This window comes from Streptomyces violaceorubidus (assembly GCF_000717995.1).
Taxonomy (GTDB): domain Bacteria; phylum Actinomycetota; class Actinomycetes; order Streptomycetales; family Streptomycetaceae; genus Streptomyces; species Streptomyces violaceorubidus.
The window spans coordinates 44425-63673 of record NZ_JODM01000008.1 but is presented as its reverse complement, the minus strand read 5'-3'; the positions used below and the strand labels follow the sequence as shown (position 1 = coordinate 63673).

General features: G+C 71.7%; 17 protein-coding genes and 4 pseudogenes. 14 read left to right on the top strand and 7 right to left on the bottom strand.

Annotated elements, in window-relative coordinates:
• The first annotated feature begins 40 nt into the window (after positions 1–40).
• Positions 41–532 carry a DUF2975 domain-containing protein gene (locus IE94_RS0113625; RefSeq protein WP_030183050.1) on the top strand — a complete coding sequence of 164 codons (492 nt, stop codon included), beginning with the start codon at positions 41–43 and terminating at the stop codon, positions 530–532.
• Positions 532–789: a helix-turn-helix domain-containing protein gene (locus IE94_RS0113620; RefSeq protein WP_051777498.1), complete on the top strand. Its 258-nt coding sequence runs from the start codon at positions 532–534 to the stop codon at positions 787–789. The genes IE94_RS0113625 and IE94_RS0113620 overlap by 1 nt, the downstream gene beginning before the upstream one ends.
• A 27-nt stretch (positions 790–816) precedes the next feature.
• On the opposite strand, the gene IE94_RS0113615 is transcribed toward IE94_RS0113620, so the two are convergent.
• Entirely contained in the window at positions 817–1668 is an 852-nt protein-coding gene (locus tag IE94_RS0113615; RefSeq protein ID WP_030183046.1) for a helix-turn-helix transcriptional regulator, read from the bottom strand.
• Between the two features lie 136 nt (positions 1669–1804).
• Between IE94_RS0113615 and IE94_RS0113610 the strand changes: the two genes are divergently transcribed.
• A complete protein-coding gene (locus IE94_RS0113610) occupies positions 1805–2116 on the top strand; it encodes an Atu4866 domain-containing protein (RefSeq protein WP_030183044.1) in 312 nt (103 codons plus the stop codon).
• Positions 2117–2322: 206 nt separating this feature from the next.
• Here IE94_RS0113610 and IE94_RS0113605 read toward each other — a convergent pair whose 3' ends face one another.
• Entirely contained in the window at positions 2323–3831 is a 1509-nt protein-coding gene (locus IE94_RS0113605; protein WP_030183042.1) for an FG-GAP and VCBS repeat-containing protein, read from the bottom strand.
• A 399-nt stretch (positions 3832–4230) separates the two neighbouring features.
• Between IE94_RS0113605 and IE94_RS0113600 the strand changes: the two genes are divergently transcribed.
• The gene (locus tag IE94_RS0113600; RefSeq protein ID WP_030183040.1) at positions 4231–5742 is read left to right on the top strand and encodes a carotenoid oxygenase family protein; all 1512 of its coding nucleotides are present in this window, start codon (positions 4231–4233) and stop codon (positions 5740–5742) included.
• Positions 5743–5765: 23 nt separating this feature from the next.
• On the opposite strand, the pseudogene IE94_RS35535 reads toward IE94_RS0113600, so the two are convergent.
• Positions 5766–6763, bottom strand: a pseudogene (locus IE94_RS35535) (aldo/keto reductase family protein).
• Between the two features lie 200 nt (positions 6764–6963).
• Between IE94_RS35535 and IE94_RS0113590 the strand changes: the two are divergent.
• Entirely contained in the window at positions 6964–7737 is a 774-nt protein-coding gene (locus IE94_RS0113590; RefSeq protein ID WP_030183037.1) for a glycosyltransferase family 2 protein, read from the top strand.
• A 9-nt stretch (positions 7738–7746) separates the two neighbouring features.
• Here IE94_RS0113590 and IE94_RS0113585 read toward each other — a convergent pair whose 3' ends face one another.
• The gene (locus tag IE94_RS0113585; protein WP_030183034.1) at positions 7747–8352 is read right to left on the bottom strand and encodes a dihydrofolate reductase family protein; all 606 of its coding nucleotides are present in this window, start codon (positions 8350–8352) and stop codon (positions 7747–7749) included.
• Positions 8353–8463: 111 nt separating this feature from the next.
• On the opposite strand from IE94_RS0113585, the gene IE94_RS0113580 reads away from it, so the two are divergent.
• A complete protein-coding gene (locus IE94_RS0113580; RefSeq protein ID WP_030183024.1) occupies positions 8464–9057 on the top strand; it encodes a TetR/AcrR family transcriptional regulator in 594 nt (197 codons plus the stop codon).
• A 14-nt stretch (positions 9058–9071) separates the two neighbouring features.
• On the opposite strand, the gene IE94_RS0113575 is transcribed toward IE94_RS0113580, so the two are convergent.
• On the bottom strand, positions 9072–10103 hold the full coding sequence (locus tag IE94_RS0113575; protein ID WP_030183021.1) for an SMP-30/gluconolactonase/LRE family protein: 1032 nt from the start codon (positions 10101–10103) through the stop codon (positions 9072–9074).
• A gap of 171 nt (positions 10104–10274) precedes the next feature.
• On the opposite strand from IE94_RS0113575, the gene IE94_RS0113570 reads away from it, so the two are divergent.
• Positions 10275–12086, top strand: coding sequence for a flavin-containing monooxygenase (locus tag IE94_RS0113570; RefSeq protein ID WP_030183018.1), 1812 nt, complete (start codon positions 10275–10277; stop codon positions 12084–12086).
• A gap of 94 nt (positions 12087–12180) precedes the next feature.
• On the opposite strand, the gene IE94_RS39905 is transcribed toward IE94_RS0113570, so the two are convergent.
• Positions 12181–12330: a hypothetical protein gene (locus IE94_RS39905; RefSeq protein WP_157849355.1), complete on the bottom strand. Its 150-nt coding sequence runs from the start codon at positions 12328–12330 to the stop codon at positions 12181–12183.
• Between IE94_RS39905 and IE94_RS41015 the strand changes: the two are divergent.
• A pseudogene (locus IE94_RS41015) lies at positions 12271–12408 on the top strand (TetR/AcrR family transcriptional regulator); the annotation flags it as partial. The gene IE94_RS39905 and the pseudogene IE94_RS41015 sit on opposite strands and share 60 nt — an antisense overlap.
• 7 nt (positions 12409–12415) lie before the next feature.
• Positions 12416–12691 (top strand): annotated as a pseudogene (locus IE94_RS0113560) (glycosyltransferase family 2 protein); the annotation flags it as partial.
• Between the two features lie 99 nt (positions 12692–12790).
• Here IE94_RS0113560 and IE94_RS37990 read toward each other — a convergent pair.
• Positions 12791–13143, bottom strand: a pseudogene (locus IE94_RS37990) (sulfite oxidase); the annotation flags it as partial.
• A 377-nt stretch (positions 13144–13520) separates the two neighbouring features.
• On the opposite strand from IE94_RS37990, the gene IE94_RS41725 reads away from it, so the two are divergent.
• From IE94_RS41725 to IE94_RS0113530, 5 genes are all read left to right on the top strand, one after another.
• Positions 13521–13613, top strand: a complete 93-nt coding sequence (locus IE94_RS41725) for an Ms4533A family Cys-rich leader peptide (RefSeq protein ID WP_342450755.1) — start codon at positions 13521–13523, stop codon at positions 13611–13613.
• Positions 13614–13806: 193 nt separating this feature from the next.
• On the top strand, positions 13807–15531 hold the full coding sequence (locus IE94_RS0113545; protein ID WP_030183013.1) for an ABC transporter substrate-binding protein: 1725 nt from the start codon (positions 13807–13809) through the stop codon (positions 15529–15531).
• A 19-nt stretch (positions 15532–15550) separates the two neighbouring features.
• A complete protein-coding gene (locus IE94_RS0113540) occupies positions 15551–16549 on the top strand; it encodes an ABC transporter permease (protein WP_030183010.1) in 999 nt (332 codons plus the stop codon).
• A gap of 5 nt (positions 16550–16554) precedes the next feature.
• On the top strand, positions 16555–17553 hold the full coding sequence (locus tag IE94_RS0113535) for an ABC transporter permease (RefSeq protein ID WP_030183008.1): 999 nt from the start codon (positions 16555–16557) through the stop codon (positions 17551–17553).
• Complete coding sequence (locus IE94_RS0113530; protein ID WP_030183005.1) at positions 17550–19184, top strand: dipeptide ABC transporter ATP-binding protein; 1635 nt, start codon at positions 17550–17552, stop codon at positions 19182–19184. Before IE94_RS0113535 ends, IE94_RS0113530 begins: the two co-directional genes overlap by 4 nt.
• Positions 19185–19249 lie beyond the last annotated feature (65 nt).

The following is a 19249-nucleotide window of genomic DNA, read 5'->3' as shown; positions in this document are numbered from 1 at the left end:
AACGATAGATTCGCATCGTGGTTCGATAGAAGGAGTGGTGATGGGAAAACTGACCGTGCTCGCGCTGCGCGCCGTGCTCGTGGCACTGCTGGTCGGCTCGGTGTTCGTGCAGACGGTGATGGCGGTCCTGCTGGCCGTCGACGTCGGGGACAGCGCCCTCTCCGGCCGGGTCGTCCCGATCCTCACGATCATGGTGCTCGGCGTGGTGACGGCCCAGATCGTCCTGGTCTGCGTGTGGCGGCTGGTGACGATGGTGCGGCGCGGCACCGTCTTCTCCCTCGCCGCGTTCCGGCACGTGCACCGGATGATCGGTGCGTTCCTGGCCGCCTCCCTGCTGATCTTCGCGCTCGGCGTCGTCCTGGCGCCGGGCGAGGCCGTCGCCCCGGGCGTCGTACTCCTGCTGGGCGTGGCCGGGCTGGCCGTCCTCGGGGTCGCGCTCGTCGTCCTGGTGCTGCGGGTGCTGCTCGCCCAGGCCGTCGCGCGGGACCTGGAGGCGTCGCGGATGCGGGCCGAGCTGGCCGGGGTGATCTGATGCCGATCGTCGTGGACATCGACGTGATGCTGGCCAGGCGGAAGATGTCCGTGGGCGAGCTCGCGGACCGGGTCGGCATCACCCCCGCCAACCTGGCCGTGCTCAAGAACGGCCGCGCCAAGGCGGTGCGGTTCACCACGCTCGCGGCTCTGTGCGAGGTACTGGACTGCCAGCCGGGGGACCTGCTGCGCTGGGAGCCCGGAACACCGGCTCGGACCGTCACCTCCGGGACGTCGTCCGCCGACCGGGACACCTAGCCTTGCTGCGCCTCGACCGGGTGGCGCTCACGGCCGGCCGGAGTCGGGCGCGTTCTGCCGCTCACCGGCGTGCAGGGAGCCGAGGAGGGCCAGGGCGTGCGCCGAGGGGCTGCCCGGCTCGGCGTGGTAGATGACGAGTTGCTGCCCCGGCGCGTCGCGCACGTCGAAGGACTGGTACGTCAGTGAGAGAGCGCCGACGTCCGGGTGCAGGATCTGCTTGACGTCCCGGGTCTTGCCGCGCACGGAGTGCTCCGCCCACAGGCGCCGGAACACGGCACTGTGCTCGGTGAGTGTGTCGACGAGGTCTGCCAGACCCGGGTGTTCGGGATCGAAGCCCGCCGCCTGGCGCAGGTTGGCGACGACGGCCTGGGCGGCCCGGTCCCAGTCCGGATAGAACTGCCTGCCCACCGGGTCGAGGAAGACCATGCGGGCCAGGTTGTCCGCGGGCGTGAAGGGGGCGTGGAGCGCGTCGGCCAGGGCGTTCGCCGCCAGCAGGTCGAGGGTGCGGCTCATGACGAAGGCGGGCGTGTGGGCGTAACCGTCCATCAGCTGACGCAGCGCGGGACCGACCCGTTCCGTGACGTGCGGCGAGCCCCCGGCGACCGGTGCCACCCCGGCCAGGCGGTGCAGGTGCAGGCGGGCGTCCGTGTCGAGGAGCAGCGCGCGGCCGAGGGCGTCGAGTACCTGCGGTGAGGGACGGCGCTCACGTCCCTGCTCGAGCCGGGTGTAGTAGTCGGCGTTGACCCCCGCCAGGACGGCGACCTCCTCGCGGCGCAGCCCGGCGACCCTGCGCACGCCGTAACTCGCCATGCCGACGTCCTGCGGCCGCAGTCCGGCGCGGCGTGCCCGCAGGAACTCCCCGAGGTGGTTGTCGTCCATGCCCCCAAGGCTAGGCGGTGGTCCGGCGCGCATCCTGGGTGTGCCGCACCCAGGCGGGGAACGCCCTGGTACCACCTGGTCGGCCCGCGCAGACTCGGTCGGGCACACACCACCGCTCACCGAGGAGGGCGAACCCATGACAGCGAACGCGCCGGGCCACCGAGACGGCGACGACGCCGACGTGGTCGGCATGTGGGTGACCGCGGACGGCCACATCCGTCAGGAGCTGCTGCCGGACGGGCGCTACGACGAGGCCCGGGGGGATCGGCGCAGCGCGTACACGGGCCGGTACACGGTGACCGGCAGCCACCTCGACTACGTCGACGGCACCGGCTTCACCGCCACCGGAGAACTCCGGGACGGCGTGCTCCACCACGAACACCTCGTGCTGTACCGCGCCGACGTGCAGCCGACGCGGACGCTCCCGCCCGGCGCCGGCCGGCGGTAGCGGGCCGGGACCCCCGGGCCCCGCCCGCCGAGCAAACCCTCGACCATCGCCGTGCCCACGTCGTTCGGTCAGGGCGTCGCCGGGATGGAACAGGGACGCGTCCACCGGGAAACCGCGCTCGGAGCGGAGGAGACGGTCCACAGGCGCTCGGCGGTGGCGGCGTCGATCGCCTGCGGAGTGGGGACGAGAGGCGGCCCGCCCCGCCGCTACTCGTCGATCGCCGCTCCGAATCGCGCGTCGGCCGTCGGTGCTCCCAGACGCGCACCGTCGTAGGTCCAAGTGCCGCGGGCGACCAGGCCCGACGACGACGCGGGCAGGACCCAGACGAAGCCGTCACCGGTGTTCTCGCCCGGTGCCGCCGCCAACAGGCCGAAGAGGCCGTCCTTGTCGGCGTCGATCAGCCGGACCTGACCGCCCCAGCGGTCGGACTTCTCCGCCGTTCCCGGGATGTCGGCGAGCTGCTGGTCGAAGCTCTTCACTCCGACGTCGCTGAAACCCGTCCGGTCCCCGCGCAGCACCCACACGGCGCCCGCGTCCGCCACGGTGCCGATGTCCTCGCCGGGCGCACCGACGGCGAGGTCGGGATGGCCGTCGCCGTCGGTGTCCCCGGCCGACAGTTCGGCGCCCCACTGGTCACCCGGTTCCGCGGTCCCGGGCACGCCGGGGGAGTCCTGGGTCCAGTACTGCGCCGGTTCGGGTTCGAGCCCGGACAGGTCGCCGCGGCCGAGGTAGAGGGTGATGCCGCCGCCCGTCGGCGCGCCGGCCGCGGTGTCGCCGACGACGAGGTCGTCCTGCCCGGTGCCGTCCCAGTCGCCGGAGACGACGGCCGGACCACCCGGGAACGTGCCCCCGTCACCGAGTTGGGCGACGTCCGCCGCGCCGTGCAGGACGTGCACCGTGCCGGTGCCCGGCTGCTCGTCGGTGGTGACGCCGGAGACGGCCAGGTCGGCCCAGGAGTCCTCGTTGTAGTTGCCGTGGGTGAGGCTGCGGAACTCGAAGCCGCTGCCCGCCGGTGCGAAGTCGCTCGCCGGCACACGCTGCTCCGAGAGCGTCGGGCGCTGTGCCGTCTGCCCGGGCGTGAGGGTGAAGAACAGCAGGGCGTCGTCCTCCAGGACGGCGAGGGAGTCACGCGGGTCGGCGTCCGGGTCCGCCGGGTCGGGGGCGAAGTACCGGGCCGCTTCCACGGCCCGCCCGAAGTGGGCGTCCGAGCGGAGGTCGCCGTTCTCCAGCCAGGTGCTGTCGGAGCCGTGCAGACCGGTCGGCGAACCCCAGAAGACGACGGCACCGCCCGTGTCGGGCAGGCCGGCGAGGTCTTCACCCGGGATGCCCACGACGGCGTCGTCGTACCCGTCGTCGTCCAGGTCGCCGGAGGCGACGGCCCCGCCGAAGCCGTCGCCCGTCTCGACGCCGCCGGGTACGCCGGAGACGTCCTGGTGGAGCAGGCTCCTCGACGTCGTGCTCAGGCCGCTGGACGAGCTGTACTGCACGGTGACGTAGCCGGCGCCCGCGGCGCCGTTCACCGTGGCACCCGGGGCGCCGGTCAGCACGTCGTCGAAACCGTTGCCGTCGTAGTCGCAGTTGCGCTGCTGCCACCCGATGGACGGAAAGGGCACGACGGCCGGGGCCGCGGGGGCGGCGGGGGCCGCGACCACCGCGCCGCCCGCGAGGGTGAGGAGTGCGGCGGCCGTGACGGCCGCTCGTCCGAGGTGATGCACGGGAGGACCTCCCTGGTCTGCGGATGCCCACGGCTGCCCGCCTGCCGCGGCGGGTGTGGGCGAGAGCCGAGTGCGTCTCCCGCTGTGCAGCAGTGCGGTGAGGGCACGGACCGTGCTGCGTTCACCGAGTAGACATCCGTACGTCGGCGAAGGTTGTACGAGGCCGGCGCGGACCACCTTGACTTGACGCCGAGTTGAGAGGCCGATCGTTCGTTCCTGACCGGAACCGTGCCTCCGTGCGACCCACGACACCGCGCCCGGCGACCTGGGGGTGGTGCCGGCACCCCTGGTGATCCGGGGCCTGGGACCCCTGTCTCACCGGCGATCGCGGAGGAGGGTTGGTCCCGTCACCACGCATCCGGCCACGGCGGGACACCGACCACGGAACGGGGAACCATGATGGCCAGTCACACGCGGCGCAAACTCCTCAAGGGCGCCGCGGTCGCGGCGGTGGGCAGTGTGGTGGGGAGCGGCCTCGGGCCGGGCTTCTTCACGTCCGCGGCGCAGGCGGCTCCCGAAGCCGCGCGGAGCGGCGGGACAGGGGCGACCCCGTTCCTGGAAGGGGCCTTCGCGCCGGTCACCGAGGAGCTGACCGCCTTCGACCTCCACGTCGTCGGCCGCATCCCGCGCGACCTGGACGGCCGCTACCTGCGCAACGGCCCGAACGCGCTCGGCGTCGAGGACGTCCGCGCCCACCACTGGATGATCGGTGACGGAATGGTGCACGGGGTCCGGCTGCGCGGCGGGCGCGCGGAGTGGTACCGCAACCGTTGGGTGCGGTCCTCGCAGGTGACGGCGAAGCTGGGGGAGACCTACCCGGGCCGGGTGCCGCCGGACGACTTCGCCTGCAACACACACGTCATCCCGTACAAGGGCCGCGTTCTGGCCATGCAGGAAAGCGGGCCACTGCCGTACGAGCTGGACGGCGAACTCGGCACCGTGCGCCCGTACGACTTCCACTCCACGCTCAAGGGCCCCCTCGCCGCGCACACCAAGTACGACGAGGCGGCCGACGAACTGCACGCGATCGCGTACTACCCCACCTGGGACCACGTGCGTCACATCGTGATCGATCGGACCGGCAGGGCAGGGCCGGCCACGCGGATCCCGGTCGCGGACGCGCCGATGATGCACGACTTCGCGCTCACCGAGAAGTACGTCGTGATCGTGGACGTTCCGATCACCTTCGACGGTGCCGCGGCGGAGGCCGGCGCGATCGTGCCGTACGTGTGGAACGACCGGCACCCCATGCGCATCGGGCTGCTGCCGCGCACCGGTGGCACGACGCGCTGGTTCGAGATCGACCCCGTGTACTACTCGCACACCCTCAACGCCTACGACCACGGCGACACGGTGGTGCTGGAGTACATCGGTTTCCCGGCGCCGTTCCACACGGCCGGGCGCGGCAGGGGCGGACCCTCGGCGACCGGAGCCCCCACGCTCGACCGATGGACGGTCGACCTGCGCGCCGACCGGGTCCGCAGCACTCGGCTGGACGACCGCCCGCAGGAATTCCCCCGCATCAACGAGTCCCTGGTCTCGCGACGCCACCGCTATGCCTACACCGCGAGCGCGGCCGAGATGTGGCGCGCCTACGACGCCGTCGACGGGGCGTGCCCGGACGAGCGGCTCAGCAACTGCCTGGTGAAGCACGACATGCTGCGGAGCCGCAAGCAGGTGCACCGGTTCCCCGGGGGCGCGGCGGTCAGCGAGCCGGTGTTCGTCCCGCGACACGGAGCGCGGGACGAGGACGACGGCTACATCCTGTCGTACGTGAACGACCCCGACCGGGGTGCGACCGACCTGGTGATCCTCTCGGCCCAGGACTTCGGCGGTCACCCGCTCGCCCGCGTTCAGCTGCCCGGCCGGGTGCCGCTGGGCTTCCACGGCAGCTGGATCGCCGACGCCTGAGCCCGACGCCCGCGGGGCCGGCGTCAGCGGTGCCGGACGCCGGTCCGGGCGCCGGGAGCGAGGGTGGGCTCGGTGACCGGTACCTCCCCGAGCGCCCGGTCCACGGCGGCCAGCAGGTCGTCGGACAGCGCGACACCGGAGGCGGCGGCGTTGGCGTGGACCTGTTCGGGGCGCGAGGCTCCGGTGATGGCGGAGGCGACCTCGGTGCGGCGCAGGACCCAGGCGAGCGCCAGGGTGGGCATGCTCATCCCGGCCTGCTCGGCGATCGGGACGAGGCGCTGGACCGCTTCGAGCGTGGCGTCGCTGTAGACGAGGTCCTTCGAGACCGCCATGTCGGCGGAGGCGAAGCGGCTGCCCTCGGGGACGGGCTGTCCGGGCTTGTACTTGCCGGTCAGCACGCCCTGGGCGAGCGGGGACCAGACGATCTGGGAGATGCCGTTCGCGGCGCACAGGCCGAAGACCTCGGCCTCGGGGGCCTGCCACAGCATGGAGTACTGCGGCTGGGAGGAGACGAACAGGTCGGGGCCGGCGAGGTCGACGGCGGCCTGGATCTGCTCGGGGGTCCACTCGCTGAAGCCGATGTAACGGGCCTTCCCCTGCTCGACGACCTTCTGGAACGCCTCGACGGTGTCCTCGACCGGCATCGCCGGGTCGAAGCGGTGCGCCTGGTAGAGATCGACGTGATCGGTCTTCAGACGGGTGAGGGAGGCATCGATCTGCCGGGCGATCTGTGCCGGGGACAGGCCCTGGTCGGCGGGGTCGTCGGACATCGGGAAGCAGACCTTGGTGGCCAGGACGTAGGAGTCGCGGGGATGCGCCGAGAGGATCTCGCCCCAGGCGGTCTCGGCGGCGCCCTGGCCGTAGACGTTGGCGGTGTCGAAGAAGGTGATGCCCGCCTCGACGCCGCCTCGGTGCAGGCGCGGGTCCGGTCGGCCTCGACGCCGCCGGAGTAGGTGAGCCAGGAGCCCAGGGAGATCTCCGAAACCTCGAGGTCCGAGCTGCCGAGCTTGCGGTAGCGCATGGTCGCTCCTCGTGCGGGTGGATGCCTTTGGAGCAAGGATCGCGTCGGCGGCGGGCCACTGCGACTCCGGGGGCCCGGGTGAGCGCTGCGCCGGGGAAGGCTGAATCGGCACCGGAAGATCAGTGGCCGGGCGCCACTTGATACGGTGCAGGTCCACGTCGTAGCCGACGACAGATCCGACCTGGGTAAGGAGCACGGCGGTGCCCCTGGTTTCCGTGGTGATGCCGGTACACAACTCGGCAGCCACTCTCGGCGCCTCCGTGCGCTCAGTCCTCGCGCAGACCCACACGGACGTGGAGCTGCTGGTCACCGACGACGCGTCCACCGACGGCTCCATGGACCTGCTGCGGGACTTCGCGCGCCAGGACGAGCGCGTGCGCCCGCAGGCGGCGCCCGAGCAGGGCGGCGCGGCCAGGGCCCGCAACCTCGCCATGGAGCGGGCACGGGGGGAGTACGTGGGTTTCCTGGACAGCGACGACATGTGGCTGCCCGAGAAGCTGGAGCGACAGCTCGCGTTCGCCGCCGAGGGCGACGCTCCGCTGACGTTCACCTCGTACTACAAGGTCGACGGCGACTACACGGGTGAGGCCCGTGACTTCACGCCGAACGGCCGCGTGGTCGCGGCCAGGGACCGCGTGACGTACAAGGACATGCTGGTGCAGGACCACATCGGGGCCCTGACCGCCATGTACGACCGGGCGGCGCTGGGCACGAGGCTGATGCCGGACATGCCGAAGCGGCAGGACTACGCGCTGTGGCTGTCGATCATGAGGGACGGCCACGCGGCCCGGGGGCTGCGGGAACCGCTGGCGGTCTACCGGGCCGGCCGGGCCGGGTCGCTGTCCTCGAACAAGCTTTCGCTGGTGGAGCACAACTGGCGGCTGTACCGAGAGCACGAACACCTCTCGGTACCGCGGTCCACGCTGGCGCTGTCCGGGGCGGTGTGGCACTCACTGCGCAAGTCCCGGATCTAGACGTCGGACCTAGTAACTGTCGTAGCTCGGCTTGCCGCTCGGCCGGTACACACCGACGACGGTGCCGCCCCGTGTCGTCGAGACGCTGACCGGCTCCAGTGCGGTGGGAACCGCGCCGTCGGCGAACAGCCGCTTGCCGGTCCCGATGATCACCGGGTGGATGGTCAGCCGGTACTCGTCGACGAGCTCGTGCCGCATGAGGGTCTGGGCCAGATCGCCGCTGCCGACGACGTTGATGTCGCCGCCGTCGGTCTCCTTCAGCTTGCGTACGGCGTCGACGACATCGCCCTCCAGCAGGCTGGAGTTCTGCCAGTCGACGGACGTCAGGGTCCGGGACGCCACGTACTTGTCCATACTGTTCATCCGCCCGGTGAACGGGTTGTCGGGATCCGCGGTCGGCCAGTAGGACGCGAAGATCTCGTACGTCTTGCGGCCCAGCAGCATCGCGTCCGCGTTCTCGTACCAGCCGGCGATGGCCGCGCCGACCTCGTCGTCGACCACCGGCTTCTGCCAGCCGCCGTGCCGGAAGCCGCTCTCGGCGTCCTCGTCCGGGCCGCCCGGCGCCTGCATCACGCCGTCCAGCGTCAGGAACGTGCAAAGGATGATCTCGCGCATGGTGCGCTCCCTTCATAGAGCTTGGTCGGGCTTCGTCGAGCTCCGTCGAGCTCCGTCGGGGGGTAGACCGCGCAAGCACCGCGAACTCATCGGCGCGGGTACTCTCTCGGGGTGACGCAGCACCGAGTTCCCGAGGAGCGGCGGCCCGCGAACGAGGGGCGCAGGGCCGCAGCCCGCAACCGGGCCGCTCTGGTCGCCGCCGCACGGGAGATCTACTCGGAGTACGGCCTGGACGCCCCGCTCTCCGCCATCGCGCGCCGCGCCGGGGTCGGCCAGGGGGTTCTGTACCGGCACTTTCCCGACCGGGCGGCCGTGGCGACCGCGGTGCTGGAGGAGAACGTCCGGCAGATCGAGCGGGCGGCCGGGGCCGAGGACACGGACCTGCCCCGCGTGCTCGGCGTCCTGACCTGGCACCTGACTCAGTCGGCGGCGTTCATCAGCATGCTGCACGCCGACCGGGCCGGCAGCGCCTGCGGTGTCCCCTCCTACGCGCACGACCTGTCCGAGCGGGTCGAGCGCGCCCTGCGGGCACATCTTGCGGACGGCCACCGGCTGGCCGCCGCGGAGGACGACCTCATGATCGCCGTCGCCATGGTCTCCGGCGCCGTCAACGGCCCCACCCGCGAGCAGCGGGAACGCCGGGCTCGGGAGGCATGGCGGCTTCTCGGCGTCGAGGTGGGGCCGGTACGCCCCTTTCCGGGGTGAGCGAAGGGGAGGCGTCAGCCGCCGTTGGACTGGCGGATGCCCTCGCCCAGGGCGTCGAAGCCGTAGAGGTAGCCCCCGCTCGGGCCGCTCACGGTCATGTAGGCCTTGGTCCCGCCGGGCGTGATGGCCACGTTGGTCGCCGATTCGAGCCCGCGGGCCGCGCGGTCCGGCACCTCGACGGTGGCCAGACGCCGACCGTACTTGTCGTAGACCGCCATCGCGGGGCGGCCGTGCAGGCCCTGGTACAGGTTGCCGTCCGCGTCCACCGCGATGGAGTCGGTCTGAGCGATCCCGCCGTCGACCCGGATGGCGGTGTGCCGCGAGGCCACCCGGCCCTTGCCGTCCAGGAGGAGGTAGGAGACGCGGTTCTGCGTCAGTTCGCTGAACCACAGCCCCCGGTAGTCCGCGTCGAAGGAGATGCCGTTCGGCGATGTCAGGCCGTGCGCCAGGACGGTGGCCTCCTTCCCCGTACGGTCGATCCGCACCACCCGGCCCTTCGCCTCGCCCTCGGACATGCCCCGTGAGTCGCTGAGGTACAGGTTTCCCTCCCGGTCGAAGGCGAGGTCGTCGGGGTTCATCCGCGCTCCGTCGACCTCGCCGGAGAAGAAGGTTCGCGGATCGCCGCCGTCCGGTGCCAGGCTGACGATGTCTCCGTGGGAGAAGTCGGTCAGGTAGATCCGACCGTCGTACGGGCTGAACTGGGCCGAGGTGTAGGTGCCGCGAGCGTCCGTGTGCACGGGCTGCGACGTCTTCTTCCGGACATTCACCCGCAGGACCTTCGGCTCGCCGGCCGGTGCGGTGACGTCGACGACGAGCAGTTCGCCGTCCTCGGTGAAGACCGGTCCCTCCAGCAGGGTCGTCCCGGTCTGTTCGTGCACCTCCGTCAGGCGCATGACCTGGTGCGCGCGGACGGTCCGGCCACCCGCGGTGGTGCCCGGGTCCCGCGGCGCGCCGGCGGCCTGCGTGCCGCACCCCGCGAGGGCCGGCAGCCCGAGCGCGGCGAGGGCGGTGAGGGCGGCGAAGGTGCGGATCGGGAGCCGTCGCATGTGCATCACTCTTCCTGTCCGAAAGTATGCGGAAGCAACCTGCAGCCAACCGGACAGTGTTGTCCGGTGCTTGCTACCGTAAGGCATGGCTGCTCAAGTCCCTTTGTGTTCGGACCGGTTCACGGACGAGTGGCTTCCTGACGGTGAAGCGGAAGGAACAAGGTCCCCCACATGGCACATTCACAGGAGCTGACTTCCGAGGTACTCGCCGATCTCAGGGAGCGCTACCGGCGCGAGCGGGAGCGGCGCGTACGCCCCGACGGCACCCGGCAGTACCTCGGCGCGGAGGCCGAGTTCGGCTACTACGCCGCCGACCCCTACGCCGGGGAGACGGGCGGGCGCGAGCCGGTGCGGGACCGGGTGGACGTCGCGATCGTCGGCGGCGGATTCGGCGGCATCCTCGCGGGGGCCCGGCTGCGTCAGCAGGGGGTCCCGCGCGTCCGCGTCATCGAGAAGGGCGGCGACCTCGGGGGCACCTGGTACTGGAACCGCTACCCCGGCATCCACTGCGACGTCGAGGCGCACGTGTACCTTCCGATGCTCGACGAGACCGGCTACGTACCGGAATGGAAGTACGCCCCCGGCGAGGAGATCCGCCGGCACGCGGTGCGTATCGGCGAGAAGTTCGACCTCTGCGCGGACGCCCTGTTCTCCACCGAGGTCACCTCGCTCACCTGGGACGACACGACCGGGGCCTGGATCGTCAGGACCGACCGGCAGGACGAGTTCCGGGCGACCTACGTCATCACGGCCACCGGAACCCTGTCGGAGCTGAAGCTGCCGGGCATCCCCGGCATCGAGCGGTTCGAGGGCCACACCTTCCACACCTCACGCTGGGACTACGCCTACACCGGCGGCGGACCGGAGGGCGGTCTGACCGGCCTCGCGGACAAGCGCGTGGGGGTGGTGGGCACCGGCGCCACCGGTATCCAGGTCGTCCCGAAACTGGCCGAGGACGCCGGACATCTCTACGTCTTCCAGCGGACTCCGTCCACCGTGGACGTGCGCGCCAACCGCCGCACCACCGCTCGGGACGTCGGCGCCGGCCGTCCCGGCTGGGCGAGCGAGCGCCGCGACAACTTCCTGCGCATCGTCTCGGGCGAGGCGGTGGAGGAAGACCTCGTCGCGGACCAGTGGACCGCGACGGCCGGTCTCCTGGAGAAGCTGCTGCCGAGCTTTCGCCGGCCGGGCGACCGGGCGGCGTTCGAGGCGGCCTACGAGGTCGCGGACGCCGCCAAGATGAACGAGATCCGTGCCCGCGTCGACGAAATCGTCACGGACACGGACACGGCGGACAAACTCAAGCCCTGGTACCGGTACGCGTGCAAGCGCCCGACCTTCTCCGACCTGTACCTCCAGGCGTTCAACCGGGACAACGTCACCCTCGTCGACACGGCGGACACCCACGGCATCGAGCGGATGAGCGAGCGCGGTGTCGTGGTCGGCGGCACCGAGTACCCCCTCGACTGCCTCGTGTTCGCCACCGGCTTCTCCGTCGGCGTCTCCGGCATCCACTCGGGCCGACTGCCCGTGCGGGGGCGCGGCGGCATCCTGCTGCGGGACGCATGGGCCGAGCGCGGACCCCGTACGCTGCACGGATTCACCAGCAACGGCTTCCCCAACCTGATCCAGCTGGGCGGGACGCAGAGCGCCAGCAGCGTCAACTACACCCACGTACTGGACGAGCACGCCGTCCACGCCGCGGCACTCGTCGCGGCCGCCGAGGCCGAGGGCGCCCTCCTCGAACCGTCCCGCGCAGCCGAGGACGCCTGGATCGCGAGCCTGGCCGAGCACGCCCCCGACCACGCCTGGTTCCACGCCGAATGCACCCCTGGCTACTACAACGCCGAGGGGCGCGGCAGGCCGAACGGCCCCACCGCCTATCCCCACGGCGCCGCCGCCTTCCACGCCCTCCTCAAGCGGTGGCGCGAGGAGTCCATGGACGAGGTCCTGCTCCACCCCGGGGCACCGGCGCGGGGGTAGAGCCCCGCCGGAGCATGCGGGGGCGTGACGCCGGTGGCCGCCGGCCCTTCCCACGCGGCAGGACGACTGTACTGCCGGACGATTGGACGCCGTATCAGACCGCGGACCAGCCGTCGTCGACGGGCAGGATCGCGCCGTTGATGTTGCTCGCGGCGTCCGAGGCGAGGAACAGACCGGACCGGACGTGGGCGCCCTGCTCCGGCTGACCCGCACCGAACCGGGCCTGCGCGCGGTCTGGTTGCACACCCGCGACAAGGCGGAACCGGTCTTCGCCCGCGCTCTCGCCGAGCGTGCGGGACTGCCCGACGACGACGTACGCCCCGCCAGATCCCTGGACGTCTCCGGCCCGGCATGCGGTCTTCTACCGGATGACGGCCCGCAACCGCGTGTGGTTGGCCAAACGGCGGCTGCCCGCACCCCTGGTCCCGGCCTACCTCGGGGTGTGGATCCTGCTGACCCTCGTCCGGACCCGTTCCTGGGGCGGGCTGCGCGCCTGGGCGGCGGGCTTCGCCGAAGGTGTCCGTATGCCGGGCGGCCCGCGGCGGCCGATGCGATGGGCGACCGTGGCCAGGATGACGCGCCTCGGCCGGCCACCCGTCGTCTAGGCCTGAACCGAGGTGCCTCGGCGGGCCCCCGTCGGGTAGCGTGCGGGGCATGTCGAGTCCTGAGTCGGACGAGGTGGGGGCTTCCGGTCACGCCGTCAGCCCCTGAAACCTCGAGCTCCAGTCGGCCGCGTCCAAGAGCGGCGTCGAGGTGTGGTTGCGCACGAAGAAGCGGTCGTTGGGGGTCTGGTAGCCGGTGCCGAGCAGTGCGGCGAACCGGGTCTCGGCGTTCGTGCCCCGCACGTGAACAGGTCCTCGGGCAGGGGCTTGACGATGCCGGGCGCGGTGGGGCCGGCGGCGGCCGGAGTGCTCAGCGCCACCGGTGCGGCGCCGGCGAGCCCGGCCGCGGCGAGCAGCCTGAGCATGTCACGCCTGGAGACACCGTCGGCCCGGGCTTCTCCGGAGAGCCACTGCCGCAGTCTGCGTCGGTCGTAGGACGATTCGGGGGTCTGCATCGGAGACTGCATCGGGTGCTGCCTTTCGCGGGCGGGCGGGGACATGACCCCGTGCGACGGGAAGCGCAAGGGACCACCGCCCCGGAGGGACGAGGGGACGGCGACGAAGACGGCCGGGGACGCGGAAGTCGCCCCCGGCCGGGAGCGAGCCGCCTTCACCTGGTGAGGATCAACAACAGCCGTGCGGCATGAGCACGCGGGACCGCGAGGCGGCGGCGCGGCGTCGGCTGCGGATCATGGCGCCATCGTACGAGGGCGACGCCTTCCCGGGAAGAAGTGGGCAACTCCCGCACCGCACACGGGCGATGACGCCGGTCGCAGGTCCTGCGCCCTCGGCCGTTTTGACATCCTTCGCAAGTTCGTTCATATTTCCTCTCATGTCGTCTGTCCACGCCACCGCACGCGCCGCCATCGAGCTGGCGCTGATCGGCGTGACCCCGCTCTGCGTGGCCGACATTCTCTGTCGCTGACGTCCGCCTTCGGCGCGTACGTCGCGTTCCTCGACCTTCACGACCTCCTCCGAGCACGCTTCACCCTGCCTCGGGGCAGTCGATGTCCGGTGGCCGCCGTGCCCGCGCCGGGGCGATCCCCCTCGCCAGCCGTCCCCCGTGCCATCCAGCCGTCTCGAGACCCGAGACGGCCCATCCGAGAGGTCGTCCTCCCATGCGTCACCCGTCCCGCAGAACGCGCCGCGTCACCGCCGCGTTGACCGTCAGCCTGATCGTGACGGCCGGTGCGGCCGCCTGCGGACCCGACGACAACGATGCCAAGGCCGGCGGCACCGACGCAAAGCCCCACAAGGGCGGCACCCTGACGGTGCTGAACTCCGCACCGCAGCAGGACTTCGACCCGGCCCGCCTCTACACCTCGGGCGGCGGCAACGTCCCCTCCCTGGTCTTCCGCACGCTGACGACCCGCAACCGGGAGGACGGCGCCAAGGGCGCGCAGGTCGTCCCCGACCTCGCCACCGACACCGGCCGTCCGAACAAGGACGCCACCGTGTGGACGTACACCCTCAAGGAGGGGCTCACGTACGAGGACGGCACGAAGATCACGTCCGCCGACGTCAAGTACGGCGTCGAGCGGTCCTTCGCCGCCGAACTGTCGGGCGGCGCCCCCTACCTGCGGGACTGGCTGGTCGGCGGCGCCGACTACCAGGGTCCCTACAAGGACAAGGGCAAGGGGCTCGACTCGATCGAGACGCCGGACGAGCGCACCATCGTCTTCCACCTGAACAAGCCCGAGGGCGAGTTCCCCTACCTGGCCACCCAGACCCAGTTCACGCCGGTTCCCAAGTCGGCCGACAAGGGCACGAAGTACGAGGAGCACCCCGTCTCCTCCGGGCCGTACAAGGTCGTCGAGAACCAGAACGACGGCGAGCGGCTGATCCTGGAACGCAACGAGCACTGGTCGGCCAGGACGGACGAGGAGCGCAAGGCGTACCCGGACCGCGTCGACGTCCGTTCCGGCCTCGACTCCTCGGTCATCAACCAGCGGCTGTCCGCCTCCCAGGGCGCCGACGCGGACGCCGTCACCACCGACACCAACCTGGGACCCGCCGAACTCGCCGAGGTCACCGGCGACAAGGAACTCGCGAGCCGGGTGGGCACCGGTCACTTCGGCTACACCGACTACATCGCCTTCAACCCGAAGGTGAAGCCCTTCGACAACCCCAAGGTGCGACAGGCGATCGCCTACGCGGTGGACCGCACCTCCGTGGTCAACGCGGCCGGCGGCTCCTCCCTGGCGGAGCCCGCGACCACCTACCTGCCGAACCAGAAGTCCTTCGGCCACACGGCCTACGACCACTTCCCGGCCGGCAAGTCCGGCAACGCGTCGAAGGCCGAGGAACTGCTGAAGCAGGCGGGTTACGCCAACGGGCTGACCGTCACACTCACCCACTCCAACGCCAAGGACTTCGAGACCAGCCCGGAGATCGCCACCGCCATCCAGGACGCCCTGAAGAAGGCGGGGATCACGGTGAAGCTGGAGGGCCTGGAGGACAACGACTACAAGGACACCATCCAGGACGTGAAGACCGAGCCCGGGTTCTTCCTGGCGCACTGGGGCGCCGACTGGCCCTCCGGCGGCCCGTTCCTGGCGCCGATCTTCGACGGTCGGCAGATCGTGAAGGACGGCGCCAACTTCAACACCGGCCAGCTGAACGACAAGTCGGTCAACGACGAGATCGACGCCATCAACAAGCTCACCGACCTCGACGAGGCGGCGCAGCGCTGGGGCGCCCTCGACAAGAAGATCGGCGAGCAGGCGCTGACGGTCCCGCTGTTCCACCCCGTCTACAAGCGGCTGTACGGCAAGGACGTCAAGAACGTCGTGATCAGCGACTGGACCGGCGTGCTCGACGTGTCCCAGGTCGCGGTGAAGTAAGTACGGGTGAAGCACGTCCATGAGTGAGGTCCGTGTGGCCTCCGAGGGCGCGAGGGCGAGCACCGAGACGGTGCTCGCCCCCGCCTCGGGGGTCCGACAGTTCTGGCGGCGGCTGCGCGTGCAGCGAGCCGCCCTCGTCGCGGCGTCCGTCGTCGCGCTGCTCGTCCTGCTCGCGCTCGCCGCGCCCCTGCTCAGCGCCGTCGAGGGGCAGGACCCGACGACCTACCACCCCGATCTCGTCGACTCGGCACGCGGCGGTGTGCCCGTCGGCACCTTCGGCGGGCTCAGCGCCGACCACTGGCTCGGCGTCGAACCCCAGACGGGGCGCGACCTGTTCGCCCGCCTCGTGTACGGCGCCCGGGTCTCGCTCGGGGTCGCCCTGGCGGCAACGGTGGTGGAGGTCACCGTCGGACTCGTCATGGGGATCGCGGCCGGTTACGGCAACCGGTGGGTCGATCAGGCGTTGAGCCGGTTCACCGACGTGGTGGTGGCACTGCCGCTGATGGTGATGTCCCTCGCGCTGCTCGCCATCGTGCCCAGTGGCTTCCCGCGTCCGGTGCTGGTCGCGGTCGTGATCGGGCTGATCGGCTGGGGGTCCATCGCCAAGATCGTGCGGGCCCAGACCCTGACGCTCAAGCAGCTCGACCACGTCGCGGCGGCCCGGCTCAGCGGCTGGAGCTCCTGGCGGATCGCGCGCCGCGAACTGCTGCCCGCGCTGGCGGCGCCCGTCATCACCTACGCCGCCCTGCTCTTCCCGGTGAACATCAGCGCCGAGGCCGCGCTCAGCTTCCTCGGCGCCGGAGTGAAGCCGCCGACGCCGTCCTGGGGGCAGATGCTCACCTCGGCGAACGTCTGGTACCAGGCGGCACCGCAGTACCTCCTGCTGCCCGCCGGGCTGCTGTTCGTCACCGTGCTCGCGCTGACCGTCCTCGGCGACGGAGTGCGCAGGGCCCTCGACCCCCGCGCGGCCTCCCGGCTGTCCGTGGGAACCGGCCGGAAGAAGGAGGCACGGGCATGAAGGCCCTGCACGGCTTCGCCGGCTTCGCCCTGCGCCGCACACTCGGCGCGGTGGTCACCCTGCTCGCCATCTCGGTGATCGTGTACGTCGTCTTCTACGCCGCTCCCGGCGACGTCGCCCAGATCACCTGCGGGCCGCGCTGCTCGCCCGCGCAGGTCCACCAGGTGGCGGAGCAACTGCGCCTCGACGACCCGCTCTACGTCCGCTACCTGCACTTCCTGCAAGGAGTCGTCGCCGGTCACGACTACTCCACCGGCACCTCGGTGGAGCACTGCTCCGCACCGTGCCTCGGGCTGTCGTACCAGAGCGACCAGCAGGTCACCCAGCTCATCCTGGCCAAGCTGCCGGTCACCGGCTCCCTCGCCCTGGGCGCCATGGTGCTGTGGCTGCTGCTCGGCGTAGGCACCGGAGTGCTCGCCGCGTGGCGGCGCGGGCGGCTGGACGAGCGCATCCTGACGGGCATCACCCTGGCCGGCTGGGCGACGCCGGTGTTCGTCATCGGACTGCTGCTGATGGTGCTGATCTGCGGGCAGCTGCAACTGCTGCCGTTCCCGCAGTACGTACCGTTCACCGAGGACCCGGAGCAGTGGGCGTGGAACCTGCTGCTGCCCTGGCTGTCGCTGGCCCTCATCGAGGCCGCCAAGTACGCGCGCCTGACCAGGTCGGCCATGCTGGAGACGCTGGCCGAGGACCATGTGCGGACCTTCCGCGCCTACGGTGTCGGGGAACGCGCCATCGTCGGACGGCACGCCCTGCGCGGTGCGGTCGGGCCACTGATCGCGCTGAACGCCAACGACCTGGGCTCGCTCTTCGGCGGGGCGGTGCTCACCGAGTCGCTGTTCGGCCTGCCCGGGATCGGCCGCGAGCTGGTGCACGCCGTGAACGTCGTCGACCTGCCGGTCGTCGTCGGCTTGGTCGTGCTGACCGGCTTCTTCGTAGTGCTCGCCAACGCCGTCGCGGACCTGCTGTACGCGGTGGCCGACCGAAGGACGGTGCTGTCGTGAGTACGGACGGGACACTGGTCGAAGTCACCGATCTGTCGGTCGGGTACGGCTCCGTGCGCGCGGTGGACGCGCTGTCGTTCCGGCTGGAGAGGGGAGCGGCGCTCGGACTGGTCGGCGAGTCCGGTTCCGGCAAGTCCACCGTGGCATCCGCCCTGCTGGGCCTGCACCGCGGCACCGGGGCCGTCGTGCAGGGCACGGTCCGGGTGGCGGGGGTCGACGTCGGTGCGGCCTCCGAGGCGGAGCTGCGGCGGTTGCGCGGCGGCACGGCGGCGATGGTCTTCCAGGACCCGCTGTCCTCCCTCGACCCCTACTACGCCGTCGGCGACCAGATAGCCGAGGTGTACCGCGTGCACCACAAGGCGTCGCGACGAGCGGCACGCGCGCGGGCCGTCCAGGTACTGGACCGGGTGGGCATCCCCGACGCGGTTCGGCGTGCGCGTGCGCGCCCGCACGAGTTCAGCGGCGGCATGCGCCAGCGCGCCCTGATCGCGATGGCCCTGGCCTGCGAACCGGAGCTGCTCGTCGCGGACGAGCCCACCACCGCGCTCGACGTGACCGTGCAGGCCCAGATCCTCGACCTGCTGCACACGCTGCGCGAGGAGACGGGCATGGGGCTGCTGCTCGTCACGCACGACGTGGGCGTCGCCGCGGAGAGCGTCGACGACGTCCTGGTCATGCGCAACGGGGTCGAGGTCGAACACGGCCCCGTCGCCACCGTCCTGGGATCCCCGGCCCGGACGTACACGCGACGGCTGCTGAAGTCGGTGCCCCGGGTGGACGTGCCGCGCGCCCGGCGCCCGGCCGAGGCGGAGCAGGGGCAGGAGCCGACGTCCGCGGAGGTGGTGCTGGAGGCGGTCGGAGTGCGCCGTGTCTTCGGGCGCGGCGCGAGGGCGTTCGCCGCCGTCGACGACGTGTCGCTCCAGGTGCGGCGCGGGGAGGCACTGGGCATCGTCGGCGAGAGCGGCAGCGGCAAGACGACGCTCGGCCGGATGCTGGTGGGGCTCCTCGATCCCTCGGCCGGGCAGGTCCGCCGCGAGGGCGTGGCCGTGCGCGGCGTGCGTCCGGACGTCCAGATGGTGTTCCAGGACCCGGTCTCCTCGCTCAACCCCCGGCGCAGCGTGGGCGAGTCGGTGGCCGACCCGTTGCGCGCCCGGGGCGAACGGGACCCCGCCGTGCGCGAGCGGGTCCTGGCACTGCTGGAACGGGTCGGTCTCGAACCCGCCCACTACGACCGCTACCCGCACGAGTTCAGCGGAGGCCAGCGGCAACGCATCGGCATCGCGCGTGCGCTGGCGGCCGACCCGCGCGTCCTGGTCTGCGACGAGCCGGTCTCCGCGCTCGACGTGACCACCCAGGCCCAGGTCGTCGAGCTGCTGGACGAGCTGCGGCGCGAGCTGGGCCTCGCCCTGGTGTTCATCGCCCACGACCTCGCCGTCGTGCGCCAGGTCAGCGACCGGCTGGCGGTGATGCGACGGGGCCGGGTGGTGGAACACGGACCGGCGGACGAGGTCTACGAGTCGCCACGGGAGGCGTACACCCGCCAACTGCTGGCCGCCGTACCCGTACTCGACCCGGGACTCGCCGCACTGCGCCGGGCGGAGCGCCGAGAACTGACCGTGACCCAGATGTAGCGGTCACGGGCGTGGTCAACGCCGGGGCGGCTCGGTCATGACGAGGACCTCCGGTGCCCAGGTGT

Excerpts from the sequence above, each read along its gene's own strand:
- IE94_RS0113625 (WP_030183050.1), top strand. The coding sequence starts at position 41 with ATGGGAAAACTGACCGTGCTCGCGCTGCGCGCCGTGCTCGTGGCACTG.
- IE94_RS0113620 (WP_051777498.1), top strand. The coding sequence starts at position 532 with ATGCCGATCGTCGTGGACATCGACGTGATGCTGGCCAGGCGGAAGATG.
- IE94_RS0113615 (WP_030183046.1), bottom strand. The coding sequence starts at position 1,668 with ATGGACGACAACCACCTCGGGGAGTTCCTGCGGGCACGCCGCGCCGGA.
- IE94_RS0113610 (WP_030183044.1), top strand. The coding sequence starts at position 1,805 with ATGACAGCGAACGCGCCGGGCCACCGAGACGGCGACGACGCCGACGTG.
- IE94_RS0113600 (WP_030183040.1), top strand. The coding sequence starts at position 4,231 with ATGGCCAGTCACACGCGGCGCAAACTCCTCAAGGGCGCCGCGGTCGCG.
- IE94_RS0113585 (WP_030183034.1), bottom strand. The coding sequence starts at position 8,352 with ATGCGCGAGATCATCCTTTGCACGTTCCTGACGCTGGACGGCGTGATG.
- IE94_RS0113575 (WP_030183021.1), bottom strand. The coding sequence starts at position 10,103 with ATGCGACGGCTCCCGATCCGCACCTTCGCCGCCCTCACCGCCCTCGCC.
- IE94_RS0113570 (WP_030183018.1), top strand. The coding sequence starts at position 10,275 with ATGGCACATTCACAGGAGCTGACTTCCGAGGTACTCGCCGATCTCAGG.
- IE94_RS41725 (WP_342450755.1), top strand. The coding sequence starts at position 13,521 with ATGTCGTCTGTCCACGCCACCGCACGCGCCGCCATCGAGCTGGCGCTG.
- IE94_RS0113545 (WP_030183013.1), top strand. The coding sequence starts at position 13,807 with ATGCGTCACCCGTCCCGCAGAACGCGCCGCGTCACCGCCGCGTTGACC.
- IE94_RS0113540 (WP_030183010.1), top strand. The coding sequence starts at position 15,551 with ATGAGTGAGGTCCGTGTGGCCTCCGAGGGCGCGAGGGCGAGCACCGAG.